Source organism: Xanthobacter sp. AM11, from assembly GCF_047444035.1.
GTDB lineage: Bacteria > Pseudomonadota > Alphaproteobacteria > Rhizobiales > Xanthobacteraceae > Xanthobacter.
Map to the genome: position 1 here is coordinate 2,229,551 of NZ_JBLAOA010000001.1, position 20,030 is coordinate 2,249,580.

Consider the following 20,030-nt stretch of genomic DNA (forward strand, 5'->3'; position numbering starts at 1 on the left):
TGCTCCATTACAAGAATTGTTCCAGCTTGAGGACTCGGAATTGGCGCGCCATCAGGCGCCGGGCCACACCGCTGCCTCATGCTCCGGCGAAGCTCCCTCTCCCGCTTGCGGGCGAGGGTGGGGGAAGGCGGGCTGAGCCTTCCCGCTGGGCGCTACCGGGCGGGCACCCGCCGCCCAGCCCTCCCCCCGCGCGCGGGAAGAGGGCCTGGTTGCCGGCTCTGGCGGTGCCTATTCCGCCGCCGCGAGGCCGCGGCGCTTTTCCATGTCGCGCAGCGCGCGCCGGTATTCCACCGGCATCACCTTCACGAATTTGGAGCGGTAGTCCGCCCAATTGTCGAGAATGGCCTGCGCCCGCGCCGAGCCGGTGTGGTGCAGGTGCTTGGCGATGAGCTGGTGCAGGCGCTCCTCGTCGTGGCGGGACATGTCGCCCTGCACGTCGATGCGGCCCTTGAACTCCAGGTCGCCGCCGTGGTGGTGGAGGCGCTCCAAGAGGTCCTCCTCCTCTTCCACCGGCTCCAGGTCCACCATGGAGAGGTTGCAGCGCTTGGCGAAGGACTTGTCCTCGTCCAGCACATAGGCGACGCCGCCGGACATGCCGGCCGCGAAATTGCGGCCGGTGGGGCCGATGACCACCACGATGCCGCCGGTCATATACTCGCAGCCGTGGTCGCCGGTGCCTTCGACAACGGCGATTGCACCGGAATTGCGCACGGCGAAGCGCTCGCCGGCGACACCGCGGAAGAAGCACTCGCCCTCGGTGGCGCCATACATCACCGTATTGCCGACGATGATGGAGTGCTCCGGCACGATGGCGCTGTTCTCCGGCGGCCGCACGATGATGCGCCCGCCCGACAGGCCCTTGCCCACATAGTCGTTGGCCTCGCCGATGAGGTCGAAGGTGACGCCCGCCGCGAGGAAGGCGCCGAAGGCCTGGCCCGCGGTGCCCTTCAGGGTCACGTGGATGGTGTCGTCAGGCAGGCCGGCGCCGCCATAGGCCTTGGCCACCGCGCCCGACAGCATGGCGCCGGCAGAGCGGTCCACGGAGCGGATGGGGGTCTCGATCGTCACCTTCTCGCCGCGCGCGAGGGCCGGTTCCGCCTTGGCGATGAGGGTGCGGTCCAGCACCTTCTCGATGGGATGGTGCTGGCGCTCGGTGTGGCGGATGCCCACCTCCGCCGGCACCACCGGCTGGGCGAAGATGCGCGAGAAGTCCAGCCCCCTGGCCTTCCAGTGGTCGATGGCCGCCTTCTGGTCCAGCACGTCGGCCCGGCCCACCATCTCGTTCAGGGTGCGGAAGCCGAGGGAGGCCATGATCTCCCGCACCTCTTCCGCGACGAAGAAGAAATAGTTGATGACGTGCTCGGGCGTGCCCTTGAAGCGCTTGCGCAGCACCGGGTCCTGCGTCGCCACGCCCACCGGGCAGGTGTTCAGGTGGCACTTGCGCATCATGATGCAGCCCGCCGCGATGAGCGGGGCGGTGGAGAAGCCGAATTCGTCGGCGCCGAGCAGGGCGCCGATCACCACGTCGCGGCCGGTGCGCAGGCCGCCGTCCACCTGGAGGGCGACACGCGAGCGCAGGCGGTTGGCCACCAGCGTCTGCTGGGTCTCGGCAAGGCCCATCTCCCACGGCGAGCCGGCATGCTTGATGGAGGTGAGCGGGCTCGCGCCCGTGCCGCCCTCGAAGCCGGAGATGGTGATGTGGTCGGCGCGCGCCTTGGCGACGCCGGCCGCCACCGTGCCTACGCCCACCTCGGAGACGAGCTTCACCGACACGTCGGCGTCGGGATTCACGTTCTTGAGGTCGTAGATGAGCTGGGCCAGGTCCTCGATGGAATAGATGTCGTGGTGCGGCGGCGGGGAGATGAGGCCGACGCCGGGGGTGGAGTGGCGCACCTTGGCGATCACCGCATCCACCTTGTGGCCGGGCAATTGCCCGCCCTCGCCGGGCTTGGCGCCCTGCGCGACCTTGATCTGCATCACGTCCGAATTGACGAGATATTCCGCCGTCACGCCGAAGCGGCCGGAGGCCACCTGCTTGATGGCCGAGCGCATGCTGTCGCCATTGGGCAAAGGCTTGAAGCGCTCGGGCTCCTCGCCGCCCTCGCCGGTGTTGGACTTGCCGCCGATCCGGTTCATGGCGATGGCAAGGGTGGTGTGCGCCTCGCGCGAGATGGAGCCGAACGACATGGCGCCGGTGACGAAGCGCTTCACGATGTCGGCGGCGCTCTCCACCTCGGACAGGTCCACCGGGGCCTGGCCGATCTCGTCCGGGCCCTTGATGCGGAACAGGGAGCGCACCGTGAGCAGCCGCGCTTCATCGTCATTCACCATGGCGGCGAAGGCGCGGTACTTGTCCTTCGCATTGCCGCGCACGGCGTGCTGCAGCGTGGCCACCGAATCCGGCGACCAGGCGTGGTCCTCGCCGCGCATGCGGTAGGCATATTCGCCGCCCACATCCAGGGCCATGCGGAACACCGGCGCGTCGGAGAAGGCAAGCTGGTGCCGGCGCGCCGTCTCCTCGGCGATCTCGGAAAGGCCCACGCCCTCGATGGTGGTGGCGGTGCCGAAGAAATACTTGTTCACCAGCTCCGAGGAGAGGCCGACTGCATCGAAGATCTGCGCGCCGCAATAGGACTGGTAGGTGGAAATGCCCATCTTGGACATCACCTTCAGCAGCCCCTTGTCGATGGACTTGATGAAGCGCTTGACGATCTCCTTGTCGTCCACCTCCTCCGGGATCTCGTCCTTCATGGAGAGCAGCGTCTCGAAGGCGAGGTAGGGGTTGATGGCCTCGGCCCCGTAGCCGGCAAGGCAGGCGAAATGGTGCACCTCGCGGGCTTCGCCCGTTTCCACCACCAGGCCCACGGACGTGCGCAGGCCCTTGCGGATGAGGTGGTGATGCACGGCGGCGGTGGCCAGCAGCGCCGGGATCGGGATGCGGTCCGGCCCGATCATGCGGTCGGACAGGATGATGATGTTGTAGCCGCCGTGGACCGCCGCTTCGGCGCGCTCGCACAGCCGCTCGACGGCATCGTCCATGCCCGCCGCGCCCTTGTCGGACGGGTAGGTGATGTCCAGCGTGCGGGTGTCGAACCGCTCCTCCATGAAGCCGATGGAGCGGATCTTCTCCAGATCCTCGTTGGTGAGGATGGGCTGGCGCACCTCAAGCCGCTTGCGGCGGGCGTTGCCCTCCAGGTCGAAGATGTTCGGCCGCGGCCCGATGAAGGAGACGAGGCTCATCACCAGCTCCTCGCGGATCGGGTCGATGGGCGGGTTCGTCACCTGGGCGAAGTTCTGCTGGAAATAGGTGAAGAGCGACTTCGAGCGGTTCGACAGCACGGAGATGGGCGTGTCGGTGCCCATGGAGCCCACCGCCTCCTGGCCGGTAATGGCCATGGGCGCCATGAGGAGCTTCAGGTCTTCCTGCGTGTAGCCGAACGCCTGCTGGCGATCGAGCAGCGACACGTCGGTGCGCACCTCGCGCGCCTCCACGGGGCGCAGGTCCTCCAGCACCAGCTGGGTGTGCTTCAGCCACTCCTTGTAGGGGTTGGCGCGGGCCAGCGTGGTCTTGATCTCCTCGTCGGGGACGAGGCGGCCTTCCTCAAGGTCCACCAGCAGCATCTTGCCGGGCTGGAGGCGCCACTTGGTGACGATCTTCTCCTCGGGCAGGGTCAAGACGCCCATTTCCGAGGCAAGCACGATGGTGTCGTCGCTGGTCACCATGTAGCGGGCGGGGCGCAGGCCGTTGCGGTCGAGCGTCGCGACGATCTGGCGGCCGTCGGTGGCGACGATGGCGGCGGGGCCGTCCCACGGCTCCATGAGGGAGGCGTGATACTCGTAGAAGGCGCGGCGTTCCTCGTCCATGAGCGGGTTGCCGGCCCACGCCTCGGGCACCAGCATCATCGCGGCGTGGGGCAGCGCATAGCCGCCCTGCACCAGGAATTCGAGCGCATTGTCGAAGCAGGCGGTGTCCGACTGGCCCTCATAGCTGATGGGCCAGAGCTTGGAGATGTCGGCGCCGAACAGCTCGGAATCCACGCTGGCCTGCCGCGCCGCCATCCAGTTGACGTTGCCGCGCAGGGTGTTGATCTCGCCGTTGTGCGCCACCATCCGGTAGGGGTGGGCCAGCGGCCAGGCCGGGAAGGTGTTGGTGGAGAAGCGCTGGTGCACCAAGGCGAGCGCGCTCTCGAAGTCCGGGTCGTGCAGGTCGGGATAATAGGCGCCCAGCTGGTCCGCCAGGAACATGCCCTTGTAGACCAGCGTGCGGCAGGAGAGCGACACCGGATAATAGCCGGCGGTGCGCGGGTCCCGGGCACCGTAGACGGTGTTGGAGATCACCTTGCGCAGCACGAACAGGCGGCGCTCGAAGCCGTCCTCGTCGCCGGCGAACTCGCCGCGGCCGATGAACACCTGGGCATGCTTGGGCTCGGTGGGCAGCACGCTCCAGCCGAGGGAGGAATTGTCGGTGGGCACGTCGCGCCAGCCGAGAAGGGCAAGGCCTTCCTCCGCCACCACCCGCTCGTAGGCGGCGCGGACGATGGCCTCGCCCTCGGGATCGCGCGGCATGAAGATGTGGCCGACGGCATACTGACCGGGCTCAGGCAGCGTGAAGCCGAGGCGCGCCGCTTCCTTGGCGAAGAACTTGTGGGGAATCTGCACCAGCATGCCCGCACCGTCGCCGGCGCGCGGGTCCGCGCCCACCGCGCCGCGGTGCTCCAGGTTGAGCAGGATGTTGATGCCGTCCTGGACGATGCGGTGGCTCTTGCGTCCCTTGATGTCGGCGATGAAGCCGACGCCGCAGGCATCGCGCTCGTGAGCCGGGTCGAACAGGCCGAACGGGGCCGGGCGGCCGACGATCGCCGTGTCTTTCACGGTGGCGGTGGCCCGGGCCACACTTCCGTTCAAGCCATCCTTGCGATCCGTCGCTGCCATCGTCCCATTCCTTCTTGGCCGATGCGGTGCCGTCCTGCGAACGGCCCGCCTTGCCGGTTTTTGCCCCATGCCCCGCCCAAGCGGTGCCGTGGCCGGCGTTGCAACTTTTGCACCATCCCCGCGCTGCCGCGCAGAAAAGCACACGTTCCGGGGAACGTGCGCGGCGCACTCGACGTGAGAGCCGCTGGCTTCGTCATCGACACGGGAGATAGGGAAGTACAGCTTCCCTATCTCTGGAAACATGCCAGAAAAGAGGCAATCTCACAAGCGCCTCAATGGCGCGCCCGTGGTCAGGATGACGAAAAATTACGCTTCGGGCCGGCGGTGCGAAAGAACGGTACGGCGCAGCGGGGCGCCGCGCAACGCCATTGCAGGAATTCGCTGCGGGGCGGGCGGCTGGCGAGGTGCGGGCCCCGACGCCCTGCCGCCGCGGCACCGTCGCATCGGCGCCGTATTGGCCGGGTGTACTGGGGTCGAATCGTCCTTCTGTCCCTGTGCTGAGGAGAGGCGCGCCATGCCCAGAGCCCTCGCCCGAAAAATCCGTCGCGCCGCCGCCGCCACCCCCTTTGCCACCGCCGCCCTCGCCATCGGGGTCGCGCTGCTGCCTGCGGCGGCATCTGCCCAGGCGTTGATCTACGAACAGCCCTACGGCGCATATCGCACCTACCCCATGCCCGCCCCGCCTGCCGGCTATGCGCGGCTGGCGCCCGGCGAGGTGCGCGCCATCGTGCGCGGCATGGGCTATTGGGAGGTTTCGCGCCCGCAACTGCGGGGGCCGACCTATTTCCTGACCGCGATGGACGAGGAAGGCCTCGTGGTGCTCCGCGTCAACGCCTTCACCGGCCGGGTGGTGGCGGCAAGAACCGCTTATGGCGGGTCTCCGCTACCGCAAGTTCCGCCGACGGGCGCACCGCGGGCCACGCGGCGCGCGGCACCGGTTCCCGTGCCGGGGGAGGGGGAGGGGGCTTCTTCCGCCGCGCGCGTCGCGCCGCTGCCGCCGCCGCGTCCGCCGGAGGCCACCATGGCGGCCGTGACACCAGCGCCGGTGACCTCTGCTCCGGTGGCGCCCGCTCCGGCACCGTTGCCCCCGCCGTCTCCTGCTGCTGGCCCGGGGCCTGCTGCGAGTCCGGACGCTGCGGCAAAGCCGGTGGCCACGCCCGCGCCGGCCGCGGCGCAGGGGCCGCCGCCCGCTTCACCGCCGGCATCCGCGGCCGCCAATGCCACCCCGCCGGCCAATGCCATGCCGTCGGCCAGGGCCGGTGCGCCGCAATCGGCTTCGGCTGAACCGCCCGCATCCGCGCGCAAGACGCCGGGCGCCGGCACCGCCACCACCGGCAGCGCCGCCGCCGGCTCGGCCTCGGTGCTGTCGCGGCCGAAGGCGACGCCGTAGCGCGCGATCTGCCACTGCTCAAGAACCGGGGGGCACGCACCCAGCCGATTGAATCAATCGGCTGGGTTAACCGCACCTTGCCACGACGGCGGGCGCACGATCCGGCGGCAACGCCGGCTCAGAACAGGTAGACCGCCCCCACCAGGCCCAGCACCACCACCGCCAGCAGCCCCAGGGTGACGAGCCCGAGCCGCCGTTCGATGAACTCGCGGGCGCGGGGGCCGAAATGGTGCAGAAGCGCCGCCAGGATGAAGAAGCGGGCCCCGCGGGTGATGGCGGACAACACCACGAACCAGAACAGATTGTATTCGGCAAAGCCAGAAGTGATGGTCACCAGCTTGTAGGGGATGGGGGTGAGGCCCTTCAACAGGATCACCCAATGTCCGTAATGAGCATAAGCCTCACGGAACTGGTCCACCTTGGTGTTGTAGCCGTAAAGGTCGATGAGGAACTTGCCGACGCTTTCATAAAGCAGCGCGCCGATGGCATAGCCCACCAGACCGCCGAGCACGGAGGCGACGGTGGCGATGAGGGCGTAGCGCCACGCCTGGTCCGGCCGTGCCAGCGTCATCGGCACTTGCAGCACGTCGGGTGGGACCGGAAAGACGGAGCTTTCCGCAAACGACACCACCGCCAGCGCCCATGGCGCCGAGGGCTTGGCGGAATAGGCGATGACCCAGTCGTAGAGCTTGCGGAGCATGGGGCACTTTGTGCGTTGCGAAAGGTGACTTTCGCTTAGGCCGTGCTGCGGTGCGAGTAAAGCGCTCACGGTGGGCAAATGCCGCCATTGGCGGCAATGTGGGCGTCCTGGGCGGGGTGCCTTGCCTTATCGCCCGCCCATGTGTCCGGGGGGACACAGACAGGTGCCATGTTGCGCTGTAAGAGGGCGCAGCCAAAGCGCGAATCGTGGGGGAAAGCGCAGCGGCGGTATCGCCGTGGGCGGGTGCCGGTTTCCGGGCGCGGGACGCGATCCGGGGCGCCAGTCCGTTCAGCCTTTATGAACCGATGCTGACTAGAGCATTCAGTCTGGGTGCGGCCTCCGGAGGATAGAACCGGGCCGCTTCGGATCAATGCCGGGGCAGCCGGGTTCAACAGGCCGGGATGCAAGGTCAGGGGATTGAGGATGTTCAAGCGAATTGCGGTGTTTGCGGCTCTCGTGCTCGGATATGTGCTGACCGGAATGGCGCTGAACGCCAGCCAGTCGGATGCCGGTACCGTGCCTGTGGTTGCCTCGCCGCAAGAGTGATGCCGGCCGGCTGGTCGTTGTCAGGCCGGCCCGAGCGCGCATTGGGTGGGTGCCCGCAGGCGGGCGCACCCCGTAACCTCTCCCGAGCGGCTCACGGCCGCTTCCTATCCAGATAATACGATTCCCCCGGCAGACGCCCGCGCGGCTTTCGCGCCGTGGCGTTTCCTGCGCCCTCTCACTTAAGGATAGAGAACGCGTTATCCGACCCGCTTGCGGTGCAAGCGGATCGGCGCGGGCTCTAGAGGGCGCGTCGCCGCACCTTCCCGGCGCGCGGCGATGCCGGACGGGTTGGTGAGCCCGCCCGGGTCCGTTCCGTGCCCGCGCTTCGGCGCATCGCGCCTGTCAGTTCAGCGCCACCTTCTTGGGCCGCTCGATATCCTCGGCGGTCAGGGGCGGAACGGCGAGATGTCCGCCAAGGCCGGCGGTGGAGGCGCGCTGGCGCACCAGGGCGAGCACCACGTCCAGGGTCGGGGTCGGCAGCTCCAGCATGCGGCCCATCTCCTGCACCACGCTCACCAGCGGGTCGATCTCCATGGGGCGGTCGCGCTCCAGGTCCTGCAGCATGGAGGTCTTGTGCGCGCCCACGCTGCCGGCGCCGTTGATGCGGCGCTCCACGTCCACGCGGAACCGCACCCCCAGCTTCTCGGCAATGGCCTGGGCCTCCAGCATCATGGCGCGGGCCACGGCGCGGGTGCCCGGATCGGCTGCGATCACCTCCAGCGTGGCGTGGGTGAGGGCGCTGATGGGATTGAAGCAGAGGTTGCCCCACAGCTTCAGCCACAACTCGTCGCGGATGTTGGTCATCACCGGCGCGCGCAGCCCGGCCTTCTCCATCAGCGCGCTGAGGGCGGAGACGCGGGGGGTGATGTCGCCCGACGGCTCGCCGATGGGAAATTTGTCGCCATAGATGTGCTGGATGACGCCCGGTGCCACCACCTCGGTGGCCGGGTAGACGATGCAGCCGATGGCGCGCTCGGGGCGCAGCACCTCCCATTGCCGGCCGGCGGGATCGATGGTTTCCAGGGTGCGGTTTTCGAGCGCGCCGCCGTGCTTGTAGAAATACCAGTAGGGCACGCCGTTCACCGCGGTGACCACCGAGGTGTCGTTGCCCAGGAGCGGGCGCATCTTGTCCACCACGCCGGGCACCGAATGGGCCTTCAGGGCGATGAAGACGTAATCCTGCGGCCCGAGCTCGGCCGGATTGTCGGTGGCGCGCACGCGGGCGACGCGTTCCTCGCCATTAATGAGCAGCTTGACGCCATTGGTCTGCATGGCTTCGAGATGGCCGCCGCGGGCCACCAGGCTCACATCGGCCCCGGCACGGGCGAGTTCCACGCCGAGATAACCGCCGATGGCGCCGGCGCCATAGATGCAAACCTTCATGGCCGATCCTCCTGTGGGTCATTACGTATTTTGTATACCAGATAGCGGCTGACAACTCACCCGTCCAGACGTCTCGGCAACGATAGCAATGGAAATTAATTCCGTAACGTGGAAATTTGTCACAGGGTAGACGGACGCGATGAGCGGTCTAACTTGGCGGGGCGCGCCTGGTCTCGGGCGCCTCCCCCATGAGGAGCATCATGCCCGATACCGACGTCGCGCCGCGGCGCCGCGGACGACCCGCCTCCGGAACCGCTTCCGAGGGGGGTGCCGAGGTCCAGTCCCTTGATCGTGCCATCGCCCTGCTGCGCGTGGTGGCGGATGCCGACGGCATGGCGCTGGCGGAGATTTCCCGTCGCGCCGAGCTTCCGGTTTCCACCGTGCACCGGCTGCTGACCACCCTGGAGAAGCGCCAGCTGGTGACGCACGACCTGTCCACCGGCCTTTGGACCGTGGGCCTCGGCCTGTTCCGCATCGGCTCGGCCTATCTGCGCATCCGCAAGCTGCCGGACATCGGCCGTCCGGTGATTCGGCGCCTGCTGCACGAGACCGAGGAGACGGTGAACCTCGCCATGTTCGACGCCATGGAGCTGGTGGTGGTGGCGCAGGCGGAGGCGCATGCGCCGGTGCGGGCCTTCTTCCGCCTCGGCGCGCGGCTGCCGCTGCATGCCACGGCGGCGGGCAAGTGCGTGCTTGCGGCTGCCAGCCCCTCGTTCCGCGGGGCCTGCCTGGCCCAGGTGCGCTATGAGCCCTTCACCACCGCCACCCACCGCAGCGAGCGGTCGCTGATGGACGATGTGGCGGAGATTCCCGCCCGCGGCTTCGCCGTGGACATGGAGGAGCACGCGCCGGGCATGCGCGCGGTGGCGGCGGCCATCCTCAATGAGTGGCGCGAGCCCATCGGGGCGGTGTCCGTGTCGGCTCCGGCCGTTCGCATGAGCGAAGACCGGATCCAGCGTCTCGGCCGGCGCGTGGCCGCCGCCGCAGAGCAAATGACCCGTCTTTACTCGGGTGCCGACGAGATGCTGCCGCAGGACTACGCAGCCTACCGCTGACGGTGCATTGCATCATCATTCTGGCATACAATATCTCTGCATATGGAATACATAGTTCCAAATGCGGAATTGAAAATTCCAATTGACACCTTTGACATACAATATACTCTTTTTCAGCCGCCCTAACGTAAGCGGCAAAAACGCCAAATAAAGCAATACATTAGGTCACGATCCGCGCATCAAACAGAAAGCGGACGATCCGGGAGGAAAACGACCATGCATTTGGCAATCGCCAGAACAGTCCGCAGGAGCGCAGCAGCCGTCGCCGTGGCGGCCGCCATGTCGCCCGCATTGCTGCCGGCTGAAGCCCTCGCCTGGGAGCCGACCAAGAGCGTCGAATTCATCGTCCCCGCCGGCACCGGCGGCGGCGCCGACCAGATGGCGCGCATGATTCAGGGCATTGTTCAGAAGAACAACCTGATGAGCCAGCCGCTGGTCGTCATCAACAAGTCTGGTGGCGCGGGAGCGGAAGGCTTCCTCGATGTGAAGGGCTCGGCGAAGAACCCCCACAAGATCATCATTTCTCTTTCAAACCTCTTCACCACCCCGCTTGCCACCGGCGTCCCCTTCAAATGGGAGGACATGACCCCGGTGACCATGCTGGCCCTGGACGAATTCGTGCTGTGGGTGAACGCCAAGGCGCCCTATGACGACGTGAAGGGCTATCTCGCCGCGCTCAAGGCGGCCGCGCCCGATGCCCAGTTCAAGATGGGCGGCACGGGGTCCAAGCAGGAAGACCAGATCATCACCGCCGCCATCGAGCAGAAGACCGGCGCCAAGTTCATCTATGTGCCGTACAAGGGCGGCGGCGACGTGGCCGCGCAGCTCGTGGGCGGCCATGTGACCTCCTCGGTGAACAACCCCATCGAGGCGGTGTCGCAGTGGCGCGCGGGCGAGCTCAAGCCCCTGTGCGTGTTCGATGAAAAGCGCCTCCCCTACAAGGAGCCCGTCGCCTCCGGCAAGTCCTGGGGAGACATTCCCACCTGCAAGGAAGCCGGCCTCGACATCGAATACCTGATGCTGCGCGGCATCTTCATGCCGCCGAACGTCACCAAGGAGCAGGCCGAATACTTCGTCGATCTGTTCAAGCGGGTGCGCGCGACCCCTGAATGGCAGGAGTTCATGCAGAAGGGCGCGTTCAACACCACCGCCCTCACCGGCGCGGAATATGCCGCCTGGCTCGGCAAGGCCGCGGCCTCCCACAAGGAACTGATGGAGAAGGCGGGCTTCGTCGCCAAGTGACGCGTCGGGGCTCCGCGGCCGCCCGCCCGGAGCCCCGATCCGCCGCGACGGGCTTCCATCGCCGCAAGGGAGGAAACAGTCATGAGCAGTGAAACCGGCGCCAGCCAGAACGAGAAAACAGTCACCAACCGCACCATGGACGTGGCGGTGGCCCTCATCTTCATGGGCGTCTCGGCGCTCGTGATGTCCGACAGCTGGCGCATCGGCGCGAGCTGGGCCAGCGATGGGCCGGAAGCGGGATACTTCCCCTTCTATGTGGGCCTCATCATGTTCATCGCCAGTGCCGTCACGGTGGCGCAGAATTTCCTGACGCGTCACCCCGACCTCGGCAACTTCGTGGACCGGTCCCAGCTGGTCTCCGTCATGCAGGTACTGGTGCCGACGACGCTCTATGTGGGCCTGATCTTCATCCTGGGGATCTATCTCGCCTCCGCCGTCTTCATCGCCTTCTTCATGTGGTGGCTGGGCAAGTATTCGCCGCTGCGCATCATTCCGGTGGCCATCGGCGTGCCGCTGGCGCTCTTCATGATGTTCGAGGTCTGGTTCCTCGTGCCGCTGCCCAAGGGACCCATCGAACTGGCCCTCGGTTACTGAGCGCGCGCCCCACGGGGCGTCCGCACCACCTTCCGCCGGATCTTTCGAGAAGCGCGGAAGAAAGGGATCTTGAAAGCCAAGGCGCGCCAGCCTCCGGTGCCCCGTCTTCGGGGGCCGGCCGGAATGCCCGCCCACCCGTCCAGCACGCGCCCGCCTTTCTCTGGAAAAGGCCGGCGGGCCGGACGCCGCGACGAAGTCCGCCAGGGCGCGCAGGCTCAGCCGCGACGCATTGGGACGGCAAAACCATTGAAAACGAGCAACGCGCCCGCCAACGCAAGCCGCCGCGAGAGTCGGCACGCACGGCGCAACGGAGGACCCCGTGGAAGCGCTCACGTCACTCATCGGAGGGTTCGGCGTACTCGCTGACCCCATGAACATCGTCTACATGTTCGTCGGCATCACGCTCGGCGTTCTCATCGGGGTGTTGCCGGGGCTGGGCGGCGCGAACGGCGTCGCCATCCTGCTCCCGCTCACCTTCTCCATGACGCCGGTCTCCGCCATCATCATGCTCTCCTCCATCTATTGGGGAGCCCTGTTCGGCGGCGCCATCACCTCCATCCTGTTCAACATTCCAGGCGAGCCCTGGAGCGTGGCCACCACCTTCGACGGGCATCCCATGGCCCAGAAGGGCAAGGCCGGCGAAGCATTGACCGGAGCCTTCACCGGCTCCTTCATCGGCGCCTTCTTCGCAGTGCTGCTCATCACCTTCCTGGCTCCGGTGATCGCAAGGTTCGCGCTGCAGTTCGGCCCGGCCGAATTCTTCGCCGTCTATCTGCTCACCTTCTGCGCCTTCGTGGGCATGGGACGAGAACCGGCAGCGAAAGTCATTGCCGCCATGATGCTCGGGTTCGCCCTCGCGGCGGTGGGCATCGACACGGTGACCGGCCAGCTGCGCATGACCTTCGGATCGGTGGAGCTGCTGCGCGGCTTCGACTTCCTGGTGGCGGTCATCGGCCTGTTCGGGGTGGGTGAAATCCTGCTCACCATGGAGGAAGGACTTGCCTTCAAGGGCAAGAGCGCGGCCATCAACCCCAAGGTGGTGTGGGAGACCTGGAAGAAGCTGCCCACATACTGGGTGGGCTGCCTGCGCTCGGCCATTGTCGGCTGCTGGATGGGCGTCACCCCCGGCGGCGCCACGCCGGCCTCCTTCATGAGCTACGGCCTTGCCAAGAAGTTCTCCAAGAACGGGCGGAACTTCGGCAAGGGCGAGCTGGAGGGCGTGGTGATGCCGGAAGTGGCGGCCCATGCGGCCGGCACCTCGGCGCTGCTGCCCATGCTCACCCTGGGCATCCCCGGCTCGCCCACCGCGGCGGTGCTGCTGGGCGGCCTGCTGATCTGGGGTCTCCAGCCCGGCCCGCTGCTGTTCGTGGAGCAGAAGGACTTCGTGTGGGGCCTTATCGCCTCGATCTATCTCGGCAACATCGCCGGCCTGATCGTGGTGCTGACCACCGTCCCGATCTTCGCGGCCATCCTGCGCATCCCGTTCAGCGTCATCGCCCCGATCATCCTGGTGATCTGCGCGGTGGGTGCCTACACGGTGCACAATGCCGGCCTCGACATCGCGGTCATGCTGATCTTCGGCGTCATCGGCTACCTGTTCAAGAAGCTGCAGTATCCGCTGGCGCCGCTGGTGCTGGCCCTGGTGCTGGGCGACATGGCGGAGAAGCTTTTCCGCCAGGCCATGCTGGTCTCGCAGGGCCACCTGTCCATCTTCTGGTCCAACCCGCTGGTGGGCTCCATCGTCACCCTCGCTCTGGTGATGCTGGCCTGGCCGCTGATCTCCCTGGTTCTGGCCCGGTTCAAGTCGCAGGGCTCCAAGCCCGCCGCGGCCGAGTGACGGCGCGTCCGTGAAGCGTTCCGGGGCGGCGCCCGCCCCGGAACCGGCACCTGCCCGGCTCTGCCCGCCCGGCTTGCGCGTCCGTTATCGCTGCGGCGCGCAATGGATTTCCCGGCGGCCGGCATTGCGCAGGCGTAATGAATACAGTACACAGTATTTCACCGAAGCGGAGCGCCTCGTCAGAAGGCGCCCGTTCCAGGCAGAGGAAGCCAAGGTCGTGCATCAGACGCCAATGCATCAGGTCACCGACCCGCCGAAGCTCAATGTGGAGCCGCTGGAGGCGGCCTCCAGCCTGCGCATGCTGGCCTACGAAGCGCTGAAGCGCGCCATCACGCAGATGGACATCTATGGCAGCGCCGCCGAATTCCGCCTGGACGAGCGCCAGCTCTCCGAGACCCTGGGCGTGTCGCGCACCCCGATTCGCGAAGCCATGACGGTGCTGGAGCAGGAAGGCTTCGTGCGCTCCATGCCGCGCCGCGGCATCTTCGTGGTGCGCAAGACCAAGCGCGAGATCCTCGACCTCATCGTCGTGTGGGCCGCGCTGGAGAGCATGGCCGCACGGCTGGCGGCGGTGGGCGCCTCCGACGAGGACCTCACCGGCCTGCGCCGCCTGTTCAACGAATTCGGGGCGCAATCGCCCCAGGCGCAGCTGAACGAATATTCGGAGGCGAACATCGCCTTCCACCAGGCGATCATCCGCATGGGTGGCTGCCGGCTGATCATCGACATGACCGGCAACCTGTTCCTGCACATGCGCGCCATCCGCGCGGTGTCGGTGCGGCAGGAGAACCGGTTCGAAATCTCCATGCGGGAACACATGGCGATCATCGACGCGCTCGAGAAGCGGGACCCCGATCTCGCCGAGCGCCTGGTGCGGGAACACACCATGGGTCTTGCGGCCCATGTGGAACGGCACGGTGTCTTCCCCGAATAGGCAGCCCACAAGCCGAACCGGGACGACACAGGCAAGGAGACGCCTCATGGCAACGGCGGAAAAGACCAGGAACGACGACGCTCAGAAGGTGGTGCACCTCGACCCCGCGGCGGCGGGTGCGCCCGAGCCCGAGCTGACGGATGGCTTCCATCTCGTCATCGACGCGCTCAAGCTCAACGGCATCGAGACCATTTACGGCGTCCCGGGCATCCCGATCACCGATCTCGGCCGGATGTGCCAGGCGGAGGGCATCCGCGTCATCTCCTTCCGTCACGAGCAGAATGCGGGCAATGCGGCGGCCATCGCCGGCTTCCTCACCAAGAAGCCCGGCGTGTGCCTGACGGTTTCCGCCCCCGGCTTCCTCAACGGGCTGACCGCGCTCGCCAACGCCACCACCAACTGCTTCCCGATGATCCTCATCTCCGGCTCGTCCGAGCGCGAGATCGTGGACCTGCAGCAGGGCGACTATGAGGAGATGGACCAGCTCGCCATCGCCAAGCCCCTGTGCAAGGCGGCCTTCCGCGTGCTGCATGCGGCCGATATCGGCATCGGCGTGGCCCGCGCCATCCGCGCCGCGGTGTCCGGCCGCCCCGGCGGCGTCTATCTCGACCTGCCGGCCAAGCTGTTCGGCCAGGTGATGGACGCCGAGGCGGGCGCCCGCTCGCTGGTCCAGGTCATCGACCCGGCGCCGGCCCAGATTCCCTCGCCCGCGGCCGTGGACCGCGCCGTGGCGCTGCTGAAGAACGCCCGGCGCCCGCTCATCATCCTCGGCAAGGGCGCCGCCTATGCCCAGGCGGACGACGCCATCCGCGCCCTGGTAGAAAAGAGCGGCATTCCCTTCCTGCCCATGAGCATGGCCAAGGGCCTGCTGCCGGATACCCATCCCCAGTCCGCCGGCGCCGCCCGCTCCACCGCGCTGAAGGATGCCGACGTGGTGCTGCTCATCGGCGCCCGGCTCAACTGGCTGTTGTCCCACGGCAAGGGCAAGACCTGGGGCGATGCGCCCAAGAAATTCATCCAGGTGGACATCGAGCCCAAGGAGATGGATTCCAACGTGGAGATCGCCGCGCCGCTGGTGGGCGACATCGGTTCCGTGGTTTCGGCGCTGGTGGACCGCATCGACGGCAACTGGGCCGCGCCGCCGTCCGACTGGGTGGAGAGCATCCGCACCAAGAAGGAAGCCAACATCGCCAAGATGGCGCCGAAGCTTCTGAAGAATTCCTCCCCCATGGACTTCCACGGCGCCCTCGGCGCGCTGAAGAATGTCGTCCGGGAGCGGCCCGACGCCATCCTGGTCAATGAAGGCGCCAACACCCTCGACCTCGCCCGCGGCATCATCGACATGTACGAGCCGCGCAAGCGCCTCGATGTCGGCACCTGGGGCGTCATGGGCATCGGCATGGGCTTTGCGGTGGGCGCTGCGGTGGAGACCGGCAAGCCGGTGCTCGCGGTGGAAGGCGACAGTGCCTTCGGCTTCTCCGGCATGGAGGTGGAGACCATCTGCCGCTACGGCCTGCCGGTCACCATCGTCATCTTCAACAACAACGGCATCTATCGCGGCACCGACACCGACCCTACGGGCCGTGACCCGGGCACCACCGTGTTCGTGCCGGGCTCGCGCTACGACAAGATGATGGAGGCCTTCGGCGGCGTCGGCGTGCATGTGACGACCCCGGACGAGCTCTACCGCGCGGTGAGCGCCGCCATGGACAGCGGCAAGCCCACCCTCATCAATGCGGTGATCGACCCGGCCGCCGGCAGCGAAAGCGGCAATATCGGCAGCCTCAACCCGCAGAGCGTTGTGAAGAAGAAGAGCTGACGCTCCTGACGGGCGGGACACGTCCCGCCCGTCCAACCGGACGACCAAAAACAAAAGTAAAACCGGGAACAAGAAACAGAGTGGAATGTGAGGAAGACATGGGCAAGGCGCTAGAAGGAGTCCGTATCCTGGACTTCACCCACGTTCAGTCCGGGCCGAGCTGCACGCAGTTGCTTGCATGGTTCGGTGCGGACGTGATCAAGGTGGAACGGCCGGGCGAAGGCGATGTGACGCGCGGTCAATTGCGCGACGTGGCCGACGCGGACAGCCTTTACTTCACCATGCTCAATTCCAACAAGCGTTCCATCACCCTCGACACCAAGACGCCGGACGGCAAGACGGTGCTCGAAGACCTGGTGCGCAAATGCGATGTGCTGGTGGAGAATTTCGCCCCCGGCGCCCTCGATCGCATGGGCCTCACCTGGGAGCGCCTCTCGTCCCTCAATCCCCGCCTCATCCTCGCCTCGGTGAAGGGCTTCGGGCCCGGCCCGTTCGAGGATTGCAAGGTGTATGAGAATGTCGCCCAGTGCGCCGGCGGCGCCGCCTCCACCACCGGCTTCCGCGACGGACTGCCCATGGTGAGTGCCGCCCAGATCGGCGACTCGGGCACCGGCCTGCATCTGGCGCTGGGCATCGTCACCGCCCTGTTCCAGCGCGAGCACACCGGCCGCGGCCAGAAGGTGCTCTGCGCCATGCAGGATTCGGTGCTGAACCTGTGCCGCGTGAAGCTGCGCGACCAGCAGCGCCTGGGCCATGGCCCCCTCATGGAATACAGCCAGTATGGCGAGGGCGTGCCCTTCGGCGATACCGTGCCGCGCGCCGGCAACGATTCCGGCGGCGGGCAGCCCGGCCGCATCCTGCGCTGCAAGGGCTGGGAGCATGATCCCAACGCCTACATCTATTTCATCACGCAAGCGCCGGTCTGGGCGAAGATCTGCGACGTCATCCACGAGCCCGAGTGGAAGACCGATCCCGATTACGCGACCCCGGCCGCCCGCCTGCCGCACCTCAACGAGATCTTCACCCGCATCGAAGCGTGGACCATGGCCCACACCAAGTTCGAGGCCATGGAGATCCTCAACCGCTACGACATTCCCTGCGGCCCCATCCTCTCCATGAAGGAGATCGCCGAGGACCGCTCGCTCTATGCCACCGGCACCCTGGTGGAGGTGGAGCACCCGATCCGCGGCACCTACCTCACCGTCGGCAACCCCATCAAGCTGTCCGACAACGACGTGCCCGTGGAGCGCTCGCCGCTCTTGGGCGAGCACACCGAGGAGGTGCTGGGCGAGGTGCTCGGCTTCTCCGCCGACGACATCGCGACGCTGCGTCAGCGCGGGGCCCTGGGGGCACCGCTGCGGATGGCGGCGGAATAGCACCGGCCCGGCGGGCGGCACCCGAAGGGGCCGTCCGCATCTGCGGGGCAGATCCCGCACGGGAACGCTTCGAGAGGAAAGAGCTTTTCATGACCACGGCCCTAGACCCAGCTCAGCTTCTAGATGCCGTCGCGGATGCCCTGGTGGTCTGCGATGCAAAGGGTGACATCACCCTGTGGAACCCCGCGGCCGAGCGCATGTTCGGCTTTTCCCCGGCGGAGGCCATCGGCCAGCCGCTGGACATCATCATCCCGGAGCGGCTGCGCAAGCGGCACTGGGACGGCTATTTCGAAACCATGCGCACCGGCATCACCCGCTACGGGACCACGCTGCTGCGCGTTCCGGCCGTGCACAAGGACGGCCGCGCCCTCTCCATCGCCTTCACCGTCGCCCTTGTCGTCGCCGCCGACGGTACGGCGACCCACGTTGCATCGGTGATCCGAGACGAAACCGAGCGGTGGAAAGAAGAGCGAGCCCTTCAGAAGCGCATCGGAGAACTCGAAGCGAAGCTGAAGGCGACGTCACAAGCACAATAGCCGGGACAACCGGCAGAAGCGGCGCGGGGGCCGGTCCACGGCCCGACATCGCCGGGCACATCTTGCGGGAGATGGCCCCAAAAGGCCCCTCTCGTCCTGGCAAACTGGCAATTGACAAGGGAACGCGACAATGACGAAGCCATTGGAAGGCATCAAGATCATCGACTTCACGCACGTGCAGGCCGGCCCCGCCTGCACGCAGCTCCTCGCCTGGTTCGGCGCGGACGTGATCAAGGTGGAGCGTCCCGGTTCCGGCGACGTGACGCGCAACCAGCTGCGTGACATCTCCAACGCCGACGCGCTCTACTTCACAATGCTGAATTCCAACAAGCGCTCCCTGACCCTGGACACAAAGACTCCCGAGGGCAAGGAAGTGCTCACCAAGCTCATCAAGGAGAGCGACGTTCTGGTGGAGAATTTCGGCCCCGGCGCCCTCGACCGCATGGGCTTCTCCTGGGAGCACATCAACGAGCTCAACCCGGGCATGATCGTTGCGTCGGTGAAGGGCTTCTCCGACGGCCACCACTATGAAGACCTGAAGGTGTACGAGAACGTCGCCCAGTGCGCCGGCGGCGCGGCTTCCACCACCGGCTTCTGGGATGGACCGCCCACCGTCAGCGCGGCGGCGCTGGGCGACAGCAACACCGGCATGCACCTGGCCATCGGCATCCTCACCGCGCTGCACGCCCGCAACAAGACCGGCAAGGGCCAGAAGGTGGCCGTGTCCATGCAGGACGCGGTGATCAACCTCTGCCGCGTCAAGCTGCGCGACCAGCAGCGCCTGGACCGCGTGGGCTACCTGGAGGAATATCCCCAGTACCCCCACGGCACCTTCTCCGACGTGGTGCCGCGCGGCGGCAATGCGGGCGGCGGCGGCCAGCCGGGCTGGGTGCTGAAGTGCAAGGGCTGGGAGACCGATCCCAACGCCTACATCTACTTCACCGTGCAGGAGCAGGCCTGGGGCAAGGTGGCGGAAGCCATCGGCAAGCCGGAGTGGAAGGACGATCCGGCCTACAGCACCGCCCGTGCCCGCCAGGACAAGATCTTCGACATCTTCGCCGTGATCGAGGCGTGGCTGGCGGACAAGACCAAGTTCGAGGCGGTGGACATCCTGCGCAAGTTCGACATCCCCTGCGCTCCGGTGCTCACCATGAAGGAGATCGCCGAGGACGAGTCGCTGCGCAAGAGCGGCACCATCGTCGAGGTGGACCACAAGCAGCGCGGCAAGTACCTCACCGTCGGCAGCCCCATCAAGTTCTCCGACATGAGCGTGGAAGTCACCGGTTCCCCGCTGCTTGGCGAACACACGGACGAGGTGCTGTCCGAGCTCGGCTATTCGGCCGAGCAGATCAAGTCCATGCACGAGGGCCGCGTGGTCTGAGCGCACGGCGCTTCAGCCGGCCCGGAATGCGGAAACCTCCGCGTTCCGGGCATCCGGGCCGGCGGAACGGTGCCGGCTTTTCAACCGACGACCCGGCCGTTCCGCACGGACGGCCGGGAGGAGCCCGGCAGGGCGCCGGTGCGTGGACCTGCCGGCAGAGGCGCTGAGCGCCCGTCTCCCGGCCCTATCCGCCGCCCCTGAGGGGCCGGCATCTTCCATCCCATCCGCCGAGCGCGTCACGCCTGCGGCCCCATCGGCGTCGTGTCGCACTGGAGCGCGTGCCCGATTGCGTGCAGACTGCGACT

At 67.1% G+C, this 20,030-nt stretch carries 14 protein-coding genes; 11 read left to right on the top strand and 3 right to left on the bottom strand.

From position 1 onward, the window contains the following. Positions 1-228: 228 nt before the first annotated feature. Positions 229-4,932 (bottom strand): glutamate synthase large subunit, encoded by a 4,704-nt coding sequence (gltB, locus tag ACI7BZ_RS10275; protein WP_414117067.1) that lies wholly within the window; start codon positions 4,930-4,932, stop codon positions 229-231. A 514-nt stretch (positions 4,933-5,446) separates the two neighbouring features. On the opposite strand from gltB, the gene ACI7BZ_RS10280 reads away from it, so the two are divergent. Beyond that, on the top strand, positions 5,447-6,322 hold the full coding sequence (locus ACI7BZ_RS10280) for a hypothetical protein (protein ID WP_414117068.1): 876 nt from the start codon (positions 5,447-5,449) through the stop codon (positions 6,320-6,322). A 118-nt stretch (positions 6,323-6,440) separates the two neighbouring features. Here the strand turns inward: ACI7BZ_RS10280 and ACI7BZ_RS10285 are convergent, their stop codons facing one another. Next, on the bottom strand, positions 6,441-7,022 hold the full coding sequence (locus ACI7BZ_RS10285) for a YqaA family protein (protein WP_414117069.1): 582 nt from the start codon (positions 7,020-7,022) through the stop codon (positions 6,441-6,443). 423 nt (positions 7,023-7,445) lie between these two features. Between ACI7BZ_RS10285 and ACI7BZ_RS10290 the strand changes: the two genes are divergently transcribed. Beyond that, positions 7,446-7,568: a hypothetical protein gene (locus ACI7BZ_RS10290; protein WP_414117070.1), complete on the top strand. Its 123-nt coding sequence runs from the start codon at positions 7,446-7,448 to the stop codon at positions 7,566-7,568. A gap of 342 nt (positions 7,569-7,910) precedes the next feature. Here the strand turns inward: ACI7BZ_RS10290 and ACI7BZ_RS10295 are convergent, their stop codons facing one another. Next, positions 7,911-8,951 carry a 2-dehydropantoate 2-reductase gene (locus tag ACI7BZ_RS10295; protein WP_414117071.1) on the bottom strand — a complete coding sequence of 347 codons (1,041 nt, stop codon included), beginning with the start codon at positions 8,949-8,951 and terminating at the stop codon, positions 7,911-7,913. Positions 8,952-9,151: 200 nt separating this feature from the next. On the opposite strand from ACI7BZ_RS10295, the gene ACI7BZ_RS10300 reads away from it, so the two are divergent. The 9 genes from ACI7BZ_RS10300 (at position 9,152) to frc (ACI7BZ_RS10340) (ending at position 19,725) form a co-directional block, all read left to right on the top strand. Continuing rightward, complete coding sequence (locus tag ACI7BZ_RS10300) at positions 9,152-10,006, top strand: IclR family transcriptional regulator (protein WP_414117072.1); 855 nt, start codon at positions 9,152-9,154, stop codon at positions 10,004-10,006. Positions 10,007-10,222: 216 nt separating this feature from the next. After that, the gene (locus tag ACI7BZ_RS10305; RefSeq protein ID WP_414117073.1) at positions 10,223-11,248 is read left to right on the top strand and encodes a Bug family tripartite tricarboxylate transporter substrate binding protein; all 1,026 of its coding nucleotides are present in this window, start codon (positions 10,223-10,225) and stop codon (positions 11,246-11,248) included. A gap of 81 nt (positions 11,249-11,329) precedes the next feature. Next, positions 11,330-11,842: a tripartite tricarboxylate transporter TctB family protein gene (locus ACI7BZ_RS10310; protein WP_414117074.1), complete on the top strand. Its 513-nt coding sequence runs from the start codon at positions 11,330-11,332 to the stop codon at positions 11,840-11,842. Between the two features lie 370 nt (positions 11,843-12,212). Beyond that, positions 12,213-13,679, top strand: a complete 1,467-nt coding sequence (locus tag ACI7BZ_RS10315) for a tripartite tricarboxylate transporter permease (protein WP_414119136.1) — start codon at positions 12,213-12,215, stop codon at positions 13,677-13,679. 232 nt (positions 13,680-13,911) lie between these two features. Beyond that, positions 13,912-14,613, top strand: coding sequence for a GntR family transcriptional regulator (locus ACI7BZ_RS10320; RefSeq protein ID WP_414119137.1), 702 nt, complete (start codon positions 13,912-13,914; stop codon positions 14,611-14,613). Between the two features lie 46 nt (positions 14,614-14,659). Continuing rightward, positions 14,660-16,432, top strand: coding sequence for an oxalyl-CoA decarboxylase (gene oxc / locus ACI7BZ_RS10325; protein WP_414117075.1), 1,773 nt, complete (start codon positions 14,660-14,662; stop codon positions 16,430-16,432). 98 nt (positions 16,433-16,530) lie between these two features. Beyond that, positions 16,531-17,808: a formyl-CoA transferase gene (gene frc / locus ACI7BZ_RS10330; RefSeq protein ID WP_414117076.1), complete on the top strand. Its 1,278-nt coding sequence runs from the start codon at positions 16,531-16,533 to the stop codon at positions 17,806-17,808. Between the two features lie 89 nt (positions 17,809-17,897). Next, positions 17,898-18,344, top strand: a complete 447-nt coding sequence (locus ACI7BZ_RS10335) for a PAS domain-containing protein (protein WP_414117077.1) — start codon at positions 17,898-17,900, stop codon at positions 18,342-18,344. A 130-nt stretch (positions 18,345-18,474) separates the two neighbouring features. Continuing rightward, complete coding sequence (gene frc / locus ACI7BZ_RS10340) at positions 18,475-19,725, top strand: formyl-CoA transferase (protein ID WP_414117079.1); 1,251 nt, start codon at positions 18,475-18,477, stop codon at positions 19,723-19,725. Positions 19,726-20,030: the final 305 nt, after the last annotated feature.

Bases quoted from the DNA above. Each gene is read 5' to 3' on its own strand.
- gltB (WP_414117067.1), bottom strand. From the start codon at position 4,932: ATGGCAGCGACGGATCGCAAGGATGGCTTGAACGGAAGTGTGGCCCGG.
- ACI7BZ_RS10280 (WP_414117068.1), top strand. From the start codon at position 5,447: ATGCCCAGAGCCCTCGCCCGAAAAATCCGTCGCGCCGCCGCCGCCACC.
- ACI7BZ_RS10285 (WP_414117069.1), bottom strand. From the start codon at position 7,022: ATGCTCCGCAAGCTCTACGACTGGGTCATCGCCTATTCCGCCAAGCCC.
- ACI7BZ_RS10290 (WP_414117070.1), top strand. From the start codon at position 7,446: ATGTTCAAGCGAATTGCGGTGTTTGCGGCTCTCGTGCTCGGATATGTG.
- ACI7BZ_RS10295 (WP_414117071.1), bottom strand. From the start codon at position 8,951: ATGAAGGTTTGCATCTATGGCGCCGGCGCCATCGGCGGTTATCTCGGC.
- ACI7BZ_RS10300 (WP_414117072.1), top strand. From the start codon at position 9,152: ATGCCCGATACCGACGTCGCGCCGCGGCGCCGCGGACGACCCGCCTCC.
- ACI7BZ_RS10305 (WP_414117073.1), top strand. From the start codon at position 10,223: ATGCATTTGGCAATCGCCAGAACAGTCCGCAGGAGCGCAGCAGCCGTC.
- ACI7BZ_RS10310 (WP_414117074.1), top strand. From the start codon at position 11,330: ATGAGCAGTGAAACCGGCGCCAGCCAGAACGAGAAAACAGTCACCAAC.
- ACI7BZ_RS10315 (WP_414119136.1), top strand. From the start codon at position 12,213: ATGAACATCGTCTACATGTTCGTCGGCATCACGCTCGGCGTTCTCATC.
- ACI7BZ_RS10320 (WP_414119137.1), top strand. From the start codon at position 13,912: ATGCATCAGGTCACCGACCCGCCGAAGCTCAATGTGGAGCCGCTGGAG.
- oxc (WP_414117075.1), top strand. From the start codon at position 14,660: ATGGCAACGGCGGAAAAGACCAGGAACGACGACGCTCAGAAGGTGGTG.
- frc (WP_414117076.1), top strand. From the start codon at position 16,531: ATGGGCAAGGCGCTAGAAGGAGTCCGTATCCTGGACTTCACCCACGTT.
- ACI7BZ_RS10335 (WP_414117077.1), top strand. From the start codon at position 17,898: ATGACCACGGCCCTAGACCCAGCTCAGCTTCTAGATGCCGTCGCGGAT.
- frc (WP_414117079.1), top strand. From the start codon at position 18,475: ATGACGAAGCCATTGGAAGGCATCAAGATCATCGACTTCACGCACGTG.